11 protein-coding genes are annotated in these 17,950 nt (G+C 70.7%); 6 read left to right on the forward strand and 5 right to left on the reverse strand.

All coding sequences use genetic code 11. The features are described from left to right. Positions 1–40: 40 nt before the first annotated feature. The 3 genes from uppS to ACIBCU_RS17625 all read left to right on the forward strand — a co-directional run bounded on the left by uppS (position 41) and on the right by ACIBCU_RS17625 (position 2,464). Positions 41–754, forward strand: a complete 714-nt coding sequence (uppS, locus tag ACIBCU_RS17615) for a polyprenyl diphosphate synthase (protein ID WP_362930649.1) — start codon at positions 41–43, stop codon at positions 752–754. A 92-nt stretch (positions 755–846) separates the two neighbouring features. Continuing rightward, positions 847–2,265 carry an oxygenase MpaB family protein gene (locus tag ACIBCU_RS17620; protein ID WP_399232343.1) on the forward strand — a complete coding sequence of 473 codons (1,419 nt, stop codon included), beginning with the start codon at positions 847–849 and terminating at the stop codon, positions 2,263–2,265. 64 nt (positions 2,266–2,329) lie between these two features. Beyond that, the gene (locus ACIBCU_RS17625; RefSeq protein WP_399232196.1) at positions 2,330–2,464 is read left to right on the forward strand and encodes a hypothetical protein; all 135 of its coding nucleotides are present in this window, start codon (positions 2,330–2,332) and stop codon (positions 2,462–2,464) included. Positions 2,465–2,511: 47 nt separating this feature from the next. On the opposite strand, the gene ACIBCU_RS17630 is transcribed toward ACIBCU_RS17625, so the two are convergent. Genes ACIBCU_RS17630 through ACIBCU_RS17640 form a run of 3 tightly spaced genes read right to left on the reverse strand, consistent with a single transcriptional unit; the run spans position 2,512 to position 10,354 of the window. After that, positions 2,512–4,455: a pentapeptide repeat-containing protein gene (locus tag ACIBCU_RS17630; RefSeq protein WP_399232198.1), complete on the reverse strand. Its 1,944-nt coding sequence runs from the start codon at positions 4,453–4,455 to the stop codon at positions 2,512–2,514. Positions 4,456–4,468: 13 nt separating this feature from the next. Next, positions 4,469–5,848 carry an esterase/lipase family protein gene (locus tag ACIBCU_RS17635; protein ID WP_399232200.1) on the reverse strand — a complete coding sequence of 460 codons (1,380 nt, stop codon included), beginning with the start codon at positions 5,846–5,848 and terminating at the stop codon, positions 4,469–4,471. Next, the gene (locus ACIBCU_RS17640) at positions 5,849–10,354 is read right to left on the reverse strand and encodes a peptidase C14 caspase catalytic subunit p20 (RefSeq protein WP_399232202.1); all 4,506 of its coding nucleotides are present in this window, start codon (positions 10,352–10,354) and stop codon (positions 5,849–5,851) included. Between the two features lie 59 nt (positions 10,355–10,413). On the opposite strand from ACIBCU_RS17640, the gene ACIBCU_RS17645 reads away from it, so the two are divergent. Further along, a complete protein-coding gene (locus ACIBCU_RS17645; RefSeq protein ID WP_362930641.1) occupies positions 10,414–11,403 on the forward strand; it encodes a translation initiation factor 2 in 990 nt (329 codons plus the stop codon). A 516-nt stretch (positions 11,404–11,919) separates the two neighbouring features. Here ACIBCU_RS17645 and ACIBCU_RS17650 read toward each other — a convergent pair. Both ACIBCU_RS17650 and ACIBCU_RS17655 read right to left on the reverse strand, forming a co-directional pair. Continuing rightward, a complete protein-coding gene (locus ACIBCU_RS17650; protein WP_399232204.1) occupies positions 11,920–13,155 on the reverse strand; it encodes an SWIM zinc finger family protein in 1,236 nt (411 codons plus the stop codon). After that, positions 13,152–16,046, reverse strand: a complete 2,895-nt coding sequence (locus ACIBCU_RS17655; protein ID WP_399232206.1) for a DEAD/DEAH box helicase — start codon at positions 16,044–16,046, stop codon at positions 13,152–13,154. Before ACIBCU_RS17655 ends, ACIBCU_RS17650 begins: the two co-directional genes overlap by 4 nt. Before the next feature lie 166 nt (positions 16,047–16,212). On the opposite strand from ACIBCU_RS17655, the gene ACIBCU_RS17660 reads away from it, so the two are divergent. Continuing rightward, positions 16,213–16,392, forward strand: a complete 180-nt coding sequence (locus ACIBCU_RS17660) for a hypothetical protein (protein ID WP_399232208.1) — start codon at positions 16,213–16,215, stop codon at positions 16,390–16,392. Positions 16,393–16,960: 568 nt separating this feature from the next. Then, the gene (locus ACIBCU_RS17665; RefSeq protein WP_362930637.1) at positions 16,961–17,761 is read left to right on the forward strand and encodes a GTP pyrophosphokinase family protein; all 801 of its coding nucleotides are present in this window, start codon (positions 16,961–16,963) and stop codon (positions 17,759–17,761) included. The last annotated feature ends 189 nt before the right edge of the window (positions 17,762–17,950 follow it).

Below are 17,950 nucleotides of genomic sequence, written 5' to 3' on the forward strand. Positions count from 1 at the left end.
ACAGCCATGCGGCTCGCCCGGTGAGGAGCGGCAGCGCCCGGTGCCTCGCCACGTCGCGTGCGTGATGGACGGGAACGGCCGGTGGGCGCAGCAACGCTCCCTGCCGCGTACGTCCGGGCACAGGGCGGCCGAGGCGACGGTGATCGACGTCATCGAGGCGGCGCGGTCGGCCGGGGTCGAATGGCTCAGCCTGTACGCCTTCTCCACCGAGAACTGGCGGCGCCCGGGCGAGGAGATCGACTTCCTCATGCGCCTGGTACGCCGCGTGGTGCGCAAACACGCGCTGCTGCTGCACGCGCGTGGCATCCGGTGCCGGCTGCTGGGGGCTGAGGATCCGAGGATTCCCGCCCCTCTGGCCCAGGACTTCGCCGACCTGATGACACTCACCGAGGGCAACCGGGGCATGACGCTGACCGTGGCGTTCGACCACGGCGGGCGCCAGGACATCGTCGCCGCGGCGCGGTCACTCATCCGCGCCGGGGTGCCCGCCGACGCCGTCGACCAGGCCCGCTTCGCCGCGCATCTGCCGGTGCCCGACACGCCTGACGTGGACCTCGTCATCCGTACCTCCGGCGAACAGCGCATCTCCAACTTCATGCTCTGGCAGGTGGCCTACGCCGAGTGGATCTTCCCTCCGGTGCTCTGGCCCGACTTCCGTGCGCCGCACCTTCTGGAGTGCCTGCACGAATACCGGCGTCGCGACCGCCGCTTCGGCGGCGTGGCACCGCAAGCGAATGGAGGACCTCAAAGGTGAAGGACACGGACAGCACTTGCTGCACGCGGACCGGGCCCGGTGGGCCGTACGAAGGACTCGGCCGGGAAGCCACCGAATCACCGGCCGAATCCCTGTTCGGCCCGGGGTCGCAGTTCCACCGCTTCTTCAACGATCCCCGCTGGGCACTGGCCGTCGTCAGAGCCACGGTGCTGGAAGCCGCCCACCCGCAGATCGGCGCGGCACTGGCCGACAACTCCTCCTTCGTGGTGCACCCGTGGCGACGGCTGCGCAACACCCTTGTGAGCCTGCAGCGCATGTTCGGAGCGGACGAAGACACACGGCAGCGGGAGGCGGCACGGCTCAACCGCATGCACGCACGACTGAGCGGCACGGACGCGAGGAACCAGCCTTACGACGCGATGGACCCCGAGGTGCGGGCGTGGGTGGTGGCGACGCTCTTCGAGAGCTCCGTCACCATGTGCCGGCTGAGCGGACAGCCGTTGGACCAGATCACCATGGAACGGCTCTACGCCGAATTCCAGGCCTTTCTGGCCGCCTTGGGAGACCAGGCGGGCCACCTCCCGCCCACCTTGCCCGAGTTCTGGCAGTACTACGACCGCATGGTCGCGGAGGAACTGCAGAACACGGAGGCACTGCGCACCATCCTCTACAGGCTCTTCGAGCATCTGCCGGCTCCGCCGCTGTTCGCGGGGCTGCCCACACTCTGGGCGACCGGTCGTGCGCTGGCGGGGCCGGTCATCGGCACCATCACCGTAGCGTCCCTCCCCGAGGTCTTCCGCCGTCGGGCGGGGCTGCCGGAGGTCCCGGGCGCGCAGACCCTCATGCAGAGCGCCTACATGGCTGCCCGTCTGGCCGGCGCCCTGCCCGACAACTGGGTCCAGACGGAGAACGTCGTCAGCCTGCTCAACCTGTCGCCGGACAGCGACGGCCCCTGGGCCGAGACGCTCACCACGCTGCGCGCCCGGACGAAACGGGCCGGCGCGCTGTTCCGGCTGATCACGCCGGTTCCGGCCCAACCGGGCGCCCCGGACGGTCCGGGCGGGGACGAGAACCGGAGGGGGGCCCGCGAATTCTTCAGCGATGTACTGGACCAGACCGGGGACGGCATTCTGGACTGGCCCGATCTCGCCGCCATGGCCAGGGAGCTCTGCTCCCGTCTCGACCTGGACGAGCCGGAGGAGACCCGCCTGTACGACGCGTTCGCCGCGTGGTGGAGGGAGCTCCAGGCGGCCCTGGACAGTGACGGGGACGGACGGGTGAGCGAGGAGGAGTACGTGGCCGCGGTCCCGTCCCTGGCAGGACCGGCACTGATCAGGGTCGCCGAGGTCCTCTTCGACGTCACGGACGCGGACGGCGATCAGTTCGTCGACGCCGAGGAGTACCGGGCCCTGTTCAGGAGAGGCTTCGGGCGAACCGTCGTCAATGCCGACGGGCGTTACTCCCGAAGCGCGTTCGTGCGGGACTTCCTGTCCTTCATGTCAGGTCGCCGGCGTTCGACCCCCTACGATCCGCTGCTCTCCGACGCGTAGGACGTAAGGCCGCCTGCTGCGGCACCACAGGGTGACGTGAGGTGTTCCCCTGTGGTGTACGCCGGTGAATCATTTGGCCGTACCTCTGCATGGCCTGGCCGGTGACGGCAGCGATGCAATCGAAGTCGTGCGCGCGGTCGTCGACGGCCACCCGGCCGAAGAGCGACTGCAGGTCCTCGACGCCGCGCGCACGGTCTGAGGCGGAGCGGGCGCTGGAGAAGCACTCCAGCTCGGTGACGGGGCACGTCATCGCTTCACGCGGCTGCGCACGGCGAGGACGGCAAGCCCGAGCAGGGCCGGCTCGACGAGGCGGGCGGTCATCTCGGCGTACGTCCCGGTGGTGGTCAGGTCCTGTCCGGAGGCCCGGAAGATCACCGAGTTGGTCACCACCCGCACGGACTTCTCGAACCGCGCGGACGACAGGCGCCTCGTGTACGGCCCTTTCGGGTTGACGGGTGTCGGCTTCTTGGTCGTCAGGGTCACTCGGCGGCCGTCGGTGGTCCCGGCGCTCACCGGGTCCGGGTCGGCCTGTGGCAGCCCCCACAGCATCATCACGAGCACGGTGGCCGTCATCGCCAGGACCAGCCAGGCCAGGGCACGCACGGCGCGCAGGCCGTATCCGGAGAGTGCCCAGTACAGCCGCAGCAGCGTCCGCTCACCGCAGGACGCCGTGGCGTCGTGGCGGCGCATCTCCATCTCGCCGTAGTAGAAGTCGGCCGCGCCCGGCTCGTTCCGGCCGTCCTCGAGCGCCTTGCGGAGCTGCCGGTAGACCGGGGCGAGCACGGCGGGTTCATGCGTCCTGACGTCCGGTGGCGCGGGCGTCCAGCCGTCGCCGTACCGGGTCGCCCGCCAGTGGTGCTCCTCGGCGAGGGTCCGGCGGCGTATCCAGCGCCGCCCGACGGGTGGTGGCGACAGGTTGCAGCGGCCTTCGAGCCGTAGCTGGTCCAGGTGAACCGCTTCCACGAAGAGACAGCTGGTCAGGTCGACGTCGGCCAGTACCAGGTGCGCGGCGTCCACGCCCCTGACCGACGTGACACGCACCCGGTCATCGGTGAGTCCCGGTTCGGCGATCACCTCGCCCTCCGGCGAGACGAAGGGGCGGGGCCGGCCGACGACGGTCACGGGGAACTCCACCACGGCGTCGCTCAGATCCACCCCGGCGTACCGTAGCCGCAGCGCGGCGGTGGACGCCCACCGTGTCCGTCGGCAGTGCACCTCACGAGCGGCGGCCTCCAGCGTCACCGCGGCCTCGAACACGGCGTTGGAGAAGTCCACCGTCCCCGGGCAGACCAGCGGGCCGATCCGGGCGGTGCGCCGGAACACCGCCCGCCGGAAACGCACTCCGGCCTCCAGCCGGGCCCCGGAGAACGACAGGTCACCGCCGATCGTGGCGCCGTCGAACGTGGCTTCCACCGCGAGGTGAGCCTCGGCGAACGGCATGTCCCCGCCGATGTCCGCCCCGTTGAAACAGGCCCTGCTCCGGTGAAAATGCGTGCCGTCGAAACAGGCCCGGCCGGTGATCCGGATCTTCTCGAAGTCGACACCGTCCTCGAAGACCGCGCCGTCGAAGGAGGCTTCCCCTTCGATGACCGCCCCGTCGAAAGAGGCGAATCCACACACCCGGACACCCGAGAAGTAGGCATCTCCGCACGTCATTCCCTTGAACATCGCACCACGGCCGACCTCGCGGACACAGAACCGCAACGTGCCCTTGATCCGCGCCTCGTAGAACCAGGCATCACCGCCCACGTCGGTGTCATCGAGCCACACGTCTCCCGCGACCTGTGCCGCACCGAGCCGGAAATCGCCCCCGGCGTGCACCTCACGGACGTACACACCCCCGCCGAACACGGCCGACGCGAAGGAGCAGAAACCGGCGAAGTCGATCCCGTCGAGCTCCGCGTCTCCGGTGAACCGCACCTCGTCGAACAACGCCTCCCCCACCCGTGCCCGCCCGCTTCCCGGATCCCTGAGCGGCGCGAGGAGCTCGTCGAGGAGGCTCTGGGTGAAGGGTGTGCCCCGGTGGTCGAGGTCGGCGCCGGGGGCCAGCGAGGCAAGATGGGCAGCCTGTTCGGCGCTGTCCAGATGCGCCAAGCAGGCCGCGTACGAGCCCACTCTGCGCCCCCGGCAGCGTTCCCCGGTGTCGAGGTGTCCGCACTGCGGCCACGCGGGGGCGTCGTTTCCGGTCATCCCAGCTCCCGTCTCATACCGCCATGACCGTCACGTCCCTGCGGTCCCGCCCCTTCGGCCGGTCGACCAGCGCCTCGACCACCCAGCGTCCTGGGGCGGCTTCCAGTTCCGCCCGATAGCGGTCGGGCTCGTACTGCCGGAAGACGACGAGTTGTTTGTCGGGACGGCCCGAACGCCACATGAACGTCCGCAGGTTGCGCCGCGGCAGGTCGTGCCCCAGCAGTTCGATCACGAACGGTCGGCCGGCGGCGACCGGGTCCCGGGGGAAGTGCAGGACGATTCCCTCATCACCGGCGAGCGTGCCGCCGGGCGGGCGTCCTGCCCGGATCGCGAGCATCGCGTCCCGGAGCGCGGGACCGCTCGCCAGGTCCGCGTTCCGGAAGCCGGTCCACAGCATGGGGTCCGTACCTGTCCAGTCCGCGACGGCCGACCGGCGCGGAACCGTCCCGTCGCCCGGCCCCGGCAAGCTGTCCGTGATCCGCGATCCGTCGGAGGAGAGCACGAGCGCCTCGGGGCCCGGGAAGTCGACGCTGCCGAGGCAGTGCACGGTGTACGGGAGGGGGCCGACGCGCCGGTGCTCGTCGCATGCCGAGCGGAACTCCTCCCGGAAGGACAGCGCCTCACGTACGGCGTCGCCCGGCAGCAGGGGAACCGGGTAGCGGTTGTCGGTGATCTGCCGCTCGCGGCTCTTTCCCTCGACCCGCACGGCGGGGTACACCGGCAGCATCTCGACGACCGCCGGCAGGTTGAGCGCCCAGTCGCGCAGCGTCTCGTTCAGCCGGGCGGTCGAGTCCGCGCCGGGGCCCGTGTCGCCGGGGATCGCATGACCGGCCAGCAGCCGGGCGGCTTGGACCAGCCCCTGCTGCGGGGTGCCGAGGGTGACCAGTGTCCGGGCGGTCTCCCGGCCGTCCTCGCACTCCAGATAGTGCCGCCCGATCAGACCGCCCGTCGCATGGCAGACCAGAATGACGCGGGGATCATCGGTCCGGTCCGGGTAGTACGCGTCGACCTCCGTGTGCCACCGGTCGAGCTCGCGCGCCACCCTCGCTTTCAGCTGCCGGGCCACCAGCCGGTGGGACAGCCGCCAGTCGTATCCGAACGGCACGAACTGCGATTCGAGTGGGTCGCCGAGGGCGGCACGGATATCGGGATAGCCCATGCAGGACAGCAGCCCGGGCACGGAGTCCGGGACTTGCAGCAGCGCGTCGGCGTCCAGCCGGAAGGGGCCTTCGGGCGGCGCGTCCCCCAGCCCGGGCGGGAGGGCCACCTCGGTGAGCGCCGTGGCCGCCGAGTGGATCAGTTGCTCACCGCATCGCGCCCAGACGTCCAGGCCGTCCCGGCACAGCCGGGTGCCCAGAAACCCCGGGACGAAGACCACCAGATCGTGTTCCATTCACTCTCCCCGTGTCCCGGCGCCGAAGAAGGTGTGCGGCAACCGGATCAGATCGCAACGGTCCTCCCCCTGCAACGCCATCACCAGGCCCTCCGGGTCCATCGCGGTGCGGACGGCGTGCACTTCGTACCCCCGCGTGGGAATCCCCGGCCCGTCCAGCCATTTCCGGGACCAGACGTCCCATGCGCGTGACACCCTCTCCGGCGTACAAAGCAGCAGCACGGGCCGTTCCACCGGGCCGGCGAACACCAGGGACGTCACGTCGGGGAAATCTCCGGGCAGCCGCTCCGGGGGGTGGATGCTCTCGTCGCCCGAGCAGTCCTTGACGTACACGCTGCCGTGGTCCGCCCAGGCCATCACGGGCATCGAGGCGTCGTCCTCGTCGTCGTACAACTCCCCGAGGGCCAGGCAGGAGGGGCCGGCCGTGAGCAGGACGCGCTGCTCGAGACCGTGCTCGCCCTCGGTCCAGACCCGCAGCTGGTCACTCAGATCACCGGCCATCCAGTACGAACCGTCCCGCAGGACCCTCGTGTCGATCCCGCAGAACCCGCGGTCGGTCCGGAGCTCGCGCACCGTGATCCCGGCGGACGAGACATCGGCCGGGACCTCGTGGCGTACCAGCCGCCGACCGTCCGCCACGCTCAGCCGCAGCGTGAGGGCGGCCGGGCCGCCGACCAGGCTCAGCGCGCGGGCCGGCTGGCCGGCGTCGCCGCCGAGCGGGATGTCCCGGTGGGTGATGACCGACAGGCTGTCGTCGAGCCGCCACAGCCGCACGGTCCGGCCGGCCGCGGCGGCCACCGTCCAGCCGTCCGCCGCCCGCACCGCGGCCACCGCCGTCACCGTGCGCCCGTCGTGGGCGAGCTCCGTAGCAGGAAGGGCGGCCGGATCCCCCTGCATCGGTCGGGAGATCCGGATCCGGTCGTGCCAGGCCCGGCACAGCAGCGGCGGACCGCCCGGTGCGCCGGCCAGGGCAAGGACCGGGCGCTCGTTGCTCGGCCGCCGCTGGATCCCGTAGCCGGCCTCCATCGCGGGAACCACATCCACCACCCGGATATACGGGCCGTCGGCGACCGCGAGCAGTCCCTGACCGCCCGGTTCGAACGCTACGGCGCCCTCCCGGGGGGCGTTCAGAACGAGCGTGGCCTCGCGTCCTGAACGCCCGACGGACCAGATGCGGACGGCCACTTCCTCGTATCCGGCGAGCAGCACTTCATCGCCGTACCGCCCGAAGGCCAGGCCGCGCGCGTTCGAGGGGTACGTCGTCACATATTCCAGGACCGGCTCGGGACCGGATACGGCCTCGCACCGCCAGACATACACAGCGGTCCCGTCGGCCACGGCGAGGAATCCCTCCCGGGGTGAGACCGCGAACGCCGTGGCGGCCATCGCGGGTGCCGCCAGGGACACACCGGGATCGGTCCGGCAGGCCCGCAGACCGTCGCCCCCGTGGCGGGTGCGACCCACTTCGAAGAGCTCCACCCGCTCGGCGCCCGCCGTCAGGACGAACATCCGCGTGCCCAGGGCGAGGGCCGCGAGCTGCCGCACATCCGCCGTACGGACCCCCTTCAGCCGCGTGTCCAGGTTCGTGCCGCTCTTCCAGAACCACACCCAGACCCGGTCCCCGTCGGCCGCCAGGGCCACGCTCTCGCCCTCCAGCTCGGCCACCGCCAGAGCGCGCACGCTGCCGCCCCACCGGTACTCCTGATCGGGCAGCCGGGCACCTGCGCGCCAGAAGTACACCGCCTGGTCGTCCCGGGCGACGGTGGTCCAGCGTGCTCCCGCGCCCACCTCACGCACCTCGCTGAGCGGGCGTCCGCGCTCCCCGCCGGTCCGGGGCAGCCGACGGGTCAGCAGCCGGGTGCCCGACTTCGGGTGCAGGATCTGGATCTCTCCCAGCCCGCCGGCGGTCAGGGTGTCCGCGTGGGTCAGCCCCACCGCCCCGGTCCCGGCGCGCCAGCTCAGCGCCCGCGCGCCGCCCGAAGGGGCCGCGCGCCGCCACTCCGGGGGGTCCGGCGGGATATCGGTCCAGTACTCCTGCCAGGGCAGGAAGCCCTCGGTGCGCAGCAGCGTCCGGTACGTCGCGTCGCGGTGGCTGACGAAGGCGGTGGCGCTGAGCAGGGCCTTGCGCTCCAGCAGAGCCGACGCCGACAGTGGGCCGGACACGCGGGGGAACGATCCCGCGACCCTGCCGTACAACACGGCGCCGTCGCAGTCCCGGGCCAGGCCCGCCGCGAGCGGCAGCATGACATCGGGGTCCGTACGGAGCAGGAAGCCCACATCCTCGAAGAGCTCTCGCAGGGCGTCGGGCCCCACCTGGACGGCGTGGGCGCCCAGGTATTCGACGGTGTACTCGTCGGCGCCGCTCCAGTCACCGCCGGCGCGGGCGCGCAGCGCGTCGAGCACCCTGCGGTGTGCCTCCCGGGCGGTCAGGCCGGCGTCGGAGAGGAAGAACTCGCCGTAACGCGGATGGGCCAGCTGATGACGGGTCCGCCCGGCCGTATGACGCGCGCCGTCCTTCTGGGTGGCGACGATGCCGCCGTCGGCGCTCCGGCACACCTGCCGCAGATCCTCCAGCGTGAGCTCCGGTGAGCCGGCCTCGCGCAGTGCGTTGGCGAGCGTCAGCCAGACCGGGTCCGGGGACAGCCCGGGGCCCTGGATCACCGCCAGCGCCCGCAGCACCTCATGCGCTCGCTGTGCGCCGGGCTGCTCGCTCAGGTAGCGCGTCTCCTCCGTCAGGCGGGTGTGCAGTCCCATGCCGCCGTCACGCAGCCACGCCAGGAGCTCGGCCTCGGCGGCGACCGTGGTCCGCCGGGTGAGCCCGGTCGCGGCCAGCCGGGCCACCAGGAACGAGCCATGACTCTGCGCCGCGACGATCTCCGCCGTCCAGTCGCGGTCCTCCTGCCGCGCGTCACCCCGGTACGGGGAGTGCTCGGTGTCCAGTACGGACAGCACCATGCCGGTGATGCTCGCGCGCGCCTCCCCGTCGTCCCCGAGGACCACGGGTTCGACGCTGAGTTCCAGGGTGTCCAGGAGTGACTCCTCCTCCGCGTGCGCGGTGGTACGGCGGCGGGGCTGCGTCCGGGTACCGACGATCACCCGGATCCCGGGCGTGTTCGCCAGGGGGCCCAGGACGTGCCGGGCGATCGCGTACGCCTGATCCGGAAGGGCCTCGTCGAGTGCGTCGAAAAGCAGGTTCACCGAACCCGCTCGGCTGACCAGCTCCGCGAACGCTTCGGTGAACTTTTCCGACGTCACCGGCTCCACCGGAAGCATCGGCGCCCCGTCGATGTCCGCCAGCACCTCCCGCAGATGCGCGGCCAGCGAATGGGCGGACTGCCCCCGGCAGCTCAGCGCCGCGTGAATGGTCCCCGCCCGGGGCAGTGTCGCGGGGTCAAGGTCCGGACCGAGGGTCTCCCGCCAGCTCGGCAGGGAGGTGAGGGCCAGCCGGCCGAGCAACGCGGTCTTCCCCGTGCCCGCCAGGCCCGTCACCGCGAGCAGCCCCTTCGGGTGGGTGTCCATCCACCGCACGATCCGGCTCAGCGCATCTCGTCGGCCCGCGAAGTGGCGGCTGAGATGGCTGTTTTCCTCAAGACCGAACTGCTCGGCCTCGATCCAGGGCTTCCTCCGCGTCAGCACGGCCGGCGTGTACACCGGCCGGTCGGACTGGTGGTAATAGGGGTTGTCGAGGAAGTTGTTGGGGAGCGCCCGGACCTCCCAGCAGTCCGGCCGCTGCGCGGGTTCGTCCAGACCGTCGTCCGCTGCCCGCGCGTCCACGGCACGGCAGAGATACGGCAGCGGCAGATACAGCGCGGACGGCTCGAACGGGCGGGCCTGGTCGTCCGCCACGAAGTCCGGCTTCGCCAGCGCTTCCTCCAGCCATGTCACCCAGCGGCCCGCCGGTACCTGCGCGTCCGCCCCCGAGGTGCCGATGACGGCGAAGCCCTTCCGCCGGCTCTCTCGTGCCCGGGTCACCGCGGAGTCCCGCTCCAGCTCCACTGCGTGCCGTACCGCCTCGCCCAGGGAGTTGTAGCTCTGCGAGGAGCAGGCGTCGATGATCAGCAGGGTGTCCGTCTCGTACTCCGGCCGCAGCAGGAATCCCACCAGCTCAAGCAGGGGGACGGCCCGGGAGGGGTCGAATTCGCCCGACTGCCATGCGTCGGCGCAGGCGAGGAAGTAGCCCTCGTCGCCGCGCTGGACGCCGTGCCCCGTCCAGTAGAGGATCTTCCGCTGGGCGCCGTCGGCCAGGAATTCCTCCAGCCCTGCCCACAGCTGTCGCCGGGTCGCTCCGCCCCGGTCGGCCCGGAGGGTCTCCCCGAACCCCAGCCTCTCCTGCACCGTCTCCGTGAAGCGGGCACGGACTTCGGCCAGTTGCGGGCGGCGCAGCCTCTGCCGCTCCTCCGCGTCCGGATGGAGGTACTCCGGTACGGCGATCGTGCCCACCAGGGAAGAGGATCGCCGCTCGGCCTTCAGTAACGCCAGCCGGTTGTCCGTGTCGCTTCGTATCATGAGATCGACAGCACCCCCCGAGATTGTCCATCACAGCTTATTTACCAGTGGAGTTGGCGATGCGAGACAGATTCACCGTGGTTGGCCGGGCGACAGGCTGTCATCTCTTCGAGGGGGACGGGACCCGGCTCATCGACGAAGAGAACGTCCACGTGAAGTACACACCGAAGCGGGTTCAGTTCCCGGAGGAGATCGCCGCCTGGCGGCGGTCCATCGAGGCGGAGGAGGAGCGCAAGGAGGCCAGCGGGCTGCCGCACCGGTGGAACAACGCGCGCTTCGCGGTGGAGCGGGTCGTGGTCACCCGTACGCATCTGGCCGAGGAGCCCGTGGTGTCACTCACCGTGCGGGCCGCCGACTACTTCGACTTCCTCACCACCTCGCTCAACCTGGACCGGCGGCAGAAGAACGGCCTCACGCTGCGCCAGCAGTATCTGGAGGGAAGCGACCCGGTCGACGCGCCCTCCTGGATGAACTGCAGCTTCGGCATCAACGTGGCCCTGGAGACCGGCAAGGACGGCAAGATGCTGTTCTCCCGGCGCAGCGCCCAGGTCGCCGGGCCGAACAGCGCGCGGTGGAACTCCTCCGCCAACGAGGGCCTGGCCCAGCAGCACGACCTGCCCCGGGACGGCAGCCCGGTCAGCCTGCACGCTGTGGCCCGCCGCGCCATCTTCGAGGAGCTTGCCGTCCACGACGGGGACAGGACCAAGGTGGAGCTGCTCGGGTTCGGGCTCGACCTGGTCAACCACCAGTGGGCGGCGTTCTTCCGCGCGGTGGTGGTCGATCTCGACGAGCCGGCGCTGCGTCTTCGCTGGACGCGTGGTGTCACCGACAAGTGGGAGCACGATCGGTTCGAGTTCGTGGACGCGGACCCGGAGTCGGTGTTCGGCTTCATCGCGGACGAGCCGGAAGAGCGGTGGACACCCTGCGCGCCGGCCCTCTTCTATCTCGCACTGGTACGCGGTGCCGTGGAGCGCGCCGGTGGTGACCCGGCCGGCCGGTTCGCCGTGGAGCAGGCCGAGCAGAAGGTCATGTCGGACCGCGGTCTGTGAGCCGGGAGGCCGGGGCGGGATGTCTCAGGGGGGTTCCCGCCCGCGTCTCCCTTTGAGGAACGTGGCCGAGGGCGAGCGACCTCATACCGGTCCCACGCGGCGTACGGCGCCTCCGGAAGGCTGAGCGGCGACGCGGCTTGCACCACATGGGTACCGGCGATGCCCCCCACGCCGGCTGGGACCAGGAGCAAGAGGGATCTCGAGCCGCGGGGCCATGGCACGGGCCGAACTGCGACCACCGACGTCGAAGGGCCCCGCAGCAAGCTGCGGGGCCCTTCGACGTATTGCCCGGTGAGAGCAATGGCGGAGGAAACGAGATCCGAACTCGTGAGGGGTCGCCCCCCAACACGCTTCCGAAATGTTCGTCTGGGGGTTCGGGGGTGGTCAGGAAGGTCCTGACCTTCGGTGCAGCGGGTGTGGGCGGAGCTTCTGAACGGTGCCGTACGCCGGTGAACGCAACCAGAACTGCAACCACGGGAGCGGAGGGAGCGTGAGTGCGTCCAGACTCCGCCCTCCTCACCCCCCGTTCTGCGACCAGGCCGTGGTGAGGGCCGCGACCGGGTCGGCGTCGGCCGGTGCCGCGGGCCACCATTCGCCGTCGTCGTCCCGGAGGTAGGGGTACCAGCGGGTGTCGGGGCCCAGACGCAGCTGGATGCCGTGGGCGGTGAGGGTGAGGCGGTTGCGCCAGGCTCTGAGGGGTACGGAGGAGTCGGTCATCTCGGCAAGGGCCGTAGCCAGGGCGGTGCGGGCGGTCGTCATCGCCACCGGGTCGGGGGTGTGGGGCTGTTCGGCGACGGTGATGCCGGCGGGGCCGCCGTGGCGCCAGGCACGGGTGAGGCGGGCGAACGTGGACGGTTTGGCGCCGGTGTTCTGGACCAGGTGGTTGAACCACTCGGGTCCGGGGCTGCTCGCGGCAATGCGGACCGCGTCCTGGTACTGGGGCAGGTGCAGGCTGGCGGTGTCGCCCGCGAGGATCCGCGCGGCGCGTGCGGCGGCGTCGGCCATGAGGCGTTCCAGGTCTGCGGCGACCAGGCCGGTGTCGGGTGGCGGGGCGACAGGGAGTGCTGCGGTGTGGGTGGCCGGTTCGGAGAGTTCGGGCAGCTCGGGGGTGTGCTCGGCCCAATGGGTGTACGCGGCGGCGGCCGGGATGCCGGATGAGGCCGATGGGGCGGTGGTCTCGTGGGATGCAGCGCGGCGTGCGCGCAGTTCGGCGAAGACCTCCTCGCGGCCACGGCCGCGCACTGCGAAGAGCACGAACGGGTCATGGTCGATGGTGGCGGCGATGGCGTAGCAGAGCGCGGCGGCGTGCTTGCAGGGGTAGCCCCAGTCGGGACAGGAGCACTCGGGGTCGAGTTCGGCGGGCTGCGGGAGGAAGGGAACGCCGGCACGGCGGGCGTCGTCGACGAGTTCGGCGGGCATCTCGCCGTCCAGGAGCGCGGCGAGATGCCCGGCGCGGGCTGCGACGGTGTCGAGGAGGGTGTCCCATTGGGCGTCGGCGAGGACGGGCAGGTGGACCGCGGAGCGGTACGGGCGGGGACGGCTGCCCTGGACAGCAGCTTTGACCTGGCCGGGTGCGATGGTGACCGGGCCGACCATGCCCTTGCGGGCGTAGGTGCGTCCGCGGGACAGACGCCCCGGATCCAGGGAGGAGTCCTCCAGGGCGGTCACCCATGCCCGCCCCCACCAGGTCGCGGCGAAGGCGCGCTTGCCGCGGGCGGGCGCACGGCGCGGGCCGGGGATCGAGGAACTCATGACTGCCTCCCCAGGGTGACGAGTTCGGCGAGGTCGGAGTCGGACAGCTCGGTCAGGGCGGCCTCGCCGGAGCCGACGACGGCGTCGGCGAGGGCGCGCTTGGACGCGAGCAACTGCGCCACCTTGTCCTCCACGGTTCCCTCCGCGATGAGCTTGTGGACCTGTACGGGTCTGTCCTGGCCGATGCGGTAGGCGCGGTCGGTGGCCTGGTCCTCGACGGCCGGGTTCCACCAGCGGTCGTAGTGCACGACGTGGGTGGCGCGGGTGAGGTTGAGTCCGGTGCCCGCTGCCTTCAACGACAGCAGGAACACCGGCACTTCACCGCGCTGGAAGCGTTCCACCATGTCCTCGCGCCGGGCGACGGGGGTGCCGCCGTGCAGAAAGAGGGAGGGGATGCCACGCTCGGTGAGGTGCCTCTCCAGGAGGGCCGCCATCTGTTTGTACTGGGTGAAGACCAGCACGGATTCGCCCTCGGCGGTGATGGTGTCGAGAAGTTCGTCGAGCAGGTCGAGCTTGCCGGATCGGCCGCCGAGCGGCGTGGACCGGCGCAGGCTGTGCTCTCTCAAATAGTGGGCCGGGTGATTACAGATCTGCTTCAGCGCGGTGAGCAGTTTGAGCACGAGGCCGCGCCGGGCGATGCCCTCGGATTCCTCGATCTTCGCCAGGGTCTCGCGGACCACCGCCTCGTACAGGCCGGCCTGTTCGGCGGTCAGCGAGACGACGCGGTCGGTCTCGGTCTTGGCCGGCAGCTCGGGTGCGATGCCCGGGTCGGACTTCTTGCGGCGGAGCAGGAAGGGCCGTACGAGACGGGACAGGCGTTCGGCGGCTTCGGGGTTTTCGCCGGTCTCGACGGCGCGGGCGTGCCGGTCGCGGAAGGTGGTGAGAGAGCCGAGGAGTCCGGGGGTCGTCCAGTCGAGGAGTGCCCACAGTTCGGAGAGGTTGTTCTCCACGGGGGTACCGGTGAGGGCGACGCGGGCGCGGGCGGGCAGAGCGCGCAGTTCGCGGGCGGTGACGGCGTAGGGGTTCTTGACGTGCTGGGCCTCGTCGGCGGCCACGAGCGACCAGGCGGCCTCGGCGAGGGCTTCCCGGTCGCGGCGCAGCACCCCGTAGGTGACCAGGACGATCTCGTCGTCGGCCAGGTCTTCGAGGTGACGGTCGCCGCCGTGGTACCGGCGTACGGGGACGGTCGGCGCGAATCTGGCCGCCTCACGCTGCCAGTTGCCGAGCAGGGAGGCGGGGCAGACCACGAGAGTGGGGCCCGCGGTGGCGGGGTCGGCCTGGCGGTGCAGGTGCAGGGCGAGCAGGGTGATGGTCTTGCCCAGGCCCATGTCGTCGGCGAGGCAGCCGCCGAGGCCGAGTTCGCACATCTCGGCCAGCCAGGCAAGACCTCGTTTCTGGTAGTCCCGAAGGGTGGCCTTGAGAGCGGCGGGCTGCGCGGTGGGCATGCGGACTTCGGGATCGCGGATACGGGCCACGAGATCGCCGAGCACACCGAACGCCTCGCAGGCGAACGTCTCCCCGTCCCGTTCCACCTCGCCGGTGAGCGCGGCGCTCAGCGCCTCCATGGGGGTGAGGGGTTCCATCCGGCGACGCTGTGCGCGGGCCACCAGCTTCGGGTCGGCGACCACCCACTGGTCGCGCAGCCGGACGAGAGGGCGGCGCGTCTCGGCGAGAGCGTCCAGCTCGGCTTCGGTGAGCGGCTCGCCGCCGAGCGCGATCTGCCAGCGGAAGTCGAGCAGGGCATCGGCGTCCAGCATGCCGCCCGCGCTGGAGCCGGGGGCGGTGCGCTGTCCGATCTCGGCGGTCGCGGTGAGCGCCTTGACCAGCTCGCGCGGCCAGTGCACGTCGATACCGGCCGCGCGCAGCGCGTCGGTGGCGTCCCCCAGCAAGTTGAAGGCTTCGTCGTCGGTCAGCCGGAGCCGATCGGGAGCGGAGTCCTTCAGCAGCCGCTGAAGCGGGGGCCAGGCACGAGCGCCGCGGCGCAGTGCGAGCAGGGTCTCGGTCTCGGTACGGGGGCCGAGCAGCCGCTCCACCTCGGCCGGCTCGCTCCACAGGCGTGCGGCCTCGACGACGAGCGCCGGATCCGCCGCGGTGTGCAGTTGCAGGACGGCCTGGAACTGTCGCCGCCGCCCCTCCGGTACCTCCACGCGCAGCGAGACACGAACCTCGGCGGTGAACGCGGCGGCCGTCTCCTCGGCCCACTCACGCAGGGCGGGCACGGCACGCGCCTCGCGCCAGGCGTACGGCAGCGTTCCCATGGCGAGCGGGGCGGCCGGAGTACGGACCAGGTCGTCGGCGACCGCGTCACAGAACTGGCGCACCAGCGCGGCCGGGTCGGCGATCCGTACCGGGGCCGGGCCGGGCTCGGGCAGACAGTGGGCGTGGGGCGGGAAGGCGGCAGCCAGGGCTTCGAGCGTCTGACGCTGAGCGGCGGTGAGGGGGCCCGCCTGCCAGGTGTCGTAGCCCGCCGGCGTAAGGGCCGGGTGGAGGCGGGCGTCGGCGAGCAGCCGCAGCGCGAAGCGGGCGGCGGCCTGCCAGGCGGCGCCGGAGGGATGGCTCGGCGTTGCCTTCGCCAGGGCGGAAACAGCCACGGCGACAGGAAGCGCGTACCCCTCCACCCTGCGCCGCCTCACCGAGCGGCCGTGCGGCAGCACCAGCTCCACCGCATCGGTCTCGATTCCTGCGGCTACGGGTACCACGCCGTTCCCGGCAGCCGCTCCGGCGGGCTTCCACAGCACCAGCCGTCCATGGCGGGCGGGCTCACCGGGCACGAATACCGCCGCCCAGCCACCATCGAGCAACTCCCTTGCGAAGCCCACCGCTTCCGGTACGGCCAGCGGCGGCGCGCTCCGCGCGCCCGTACCCGGCTCCCGTACGACAACCCGTGCCACTCTCGACCGCCTCGCTGCTGTCCGAGGGCCTTCCCCATGGCCCGCCCACCACTGCACTCCACCAAGCGCTGTCACCCATCGGCAAGTTCGGGCCTGGCCTTCACCACCGGAAACGAGCCTGAGGGGAGGGGCTTCTGTCCCGGCGACGCAGCGCTACGGTGAGATCATGAGCACCTTGGACCCAGCCTCGCTGGAGGCGTTGATCGAAGAGGCCACCATCGACGTCTACGGCGACGATGAGCAGCTCACCGGCCTCTTCACGATGATCGAGGAGAACCCCGCCGTACCGTTCACCACGACTGTTCTCGGCGTCGAGGGCGGTCTCCGGCGGCCCGCGATGCGGTGATCGCGCAGCAGCCGGGCCAGGTGCTCGGCGGTGGACCGCTTCACATCGAGCACCGCGGAATCTGTCGCAAGATCGTTCCTATCAGGGGTCAGGGGCCTTACGCCTGCCAGGACGTGGGGACCACACGGAACCGCAACGCCAGCCTTGCGATCACAGCGAGCGACAGGCGCTTACTGGATAAAGCTCAATGGCTCGTGCTTGTTGAACTGTGGTGAATTACGTCGGCGGATGAGACCAGAAATGAGACCGTGCGGGCGTTCATTCACCGGCTCCGGGCCGTGCCATCGCATGGCCTGGTTGATGACGGCCGCGATGCATTCAAAGTCGTGGTCGCGGTGCAGGAGGGCAGTGAGGGGCAGCCCTGAGTTCCGCCGAGGCGATTACAGTAGTTACCGGACCCATTTCCTCAGTGCGAACATATGACTGTACGTGACTGCATGTGCGATCAAGTATCGCGCCCGGCAATGGCGTCAAACCGTGGGGATCGGCGGCTGGAAGGTCATCGCCGAAAACCCGCGATACTTCAGGCACGGCCCGTGCCTCCCGGCTCGGGAGAGGAGCAGCTACGGTGGTCGACCCGACACAGACACCCGAGTACAGCGCCGACGGGGAGCCTCCGTATCTGACGCGCGTGGCGTTCGTGCGCCAGATCCGTAAGGACTTCCAGCGCATACAGATGGAGCACGAATTCGCCGTCGACGAAGTGCTGACCAAGGTGTCGATCCTGCGCAAGGAATTCCTGCAGCTGCACCGGTACAACCCGATCGAGCACGTCGGCTCCCGGACCAAGTCCCCCGCGAGCATTCTGCAGAAGGTCGCACGCCTCGGAATCGACCCCACACCAGAGGCGATCCGGGCAGGCATCCATGACATCGCCGGCGTGCGAATCACGTGCAGTTTCATCGCCGACACCTACCGGGTGCTGGAGGCGCTCACCTCCCAGACCGACGTACAGGTGCTTCGGATCAAGGATTACATCGCCCACCCGAAGCCCAACGGCTACAAGAGCCTGCACGCGTTGATCAAGATCCCGGTGTTTCTCAGCACCGGCCCGGTTCCCGTGACCGTCGAGGTGCAAGTGCGGACAATCGCCATGGACTTCTGGGCCAGCCTGGAGCACAAGATCTACTACAAGTACGACGGTTCAGTGCCCGCCGACCTCGTCACCAGCCTGACCGAAGCAGCGCAGGTCGCTGAGCAGCTCGATCGGCGGATGGAGGAGCTGCACACAGAAGTGCGCGGCGCAGGGACGGAGCACGTCGAGGACGACACGCTGGGGCTGGACGAGCAAATGCTGGTGCAGCTGTGGGACAGCGCTCGCGCAAACACCGACGCCACGAGCCGAAGCGCGAGGGGTGCGGCGGGCTGAGCATCTTGTCAACGAGGCAAGTCGGCCGCCGACTGACTTGGTTTGGAAGCCGTGCGAGGTGGGAGGCGGCCGGAACCCGTCAGTCCGTGATGACTGCGTCGCTTGGACTGCGGGCCCAGAGGCGGGCCCGGGACAGGGCTGTTCCGATGTGGTCGTCCTGCCGGGGCTGTAGCTCCTGCTTTCCCTGCT

The organism is Streptomyces sp. NPDC051064, assembly GCF_044455985.1.
In the GTDB taxonomy this organism is placed as follows: Bacteria; Actinomycetota; Actinomycetes; order Streptomycetales; family Streptomycetaceae; genus Streptomyces.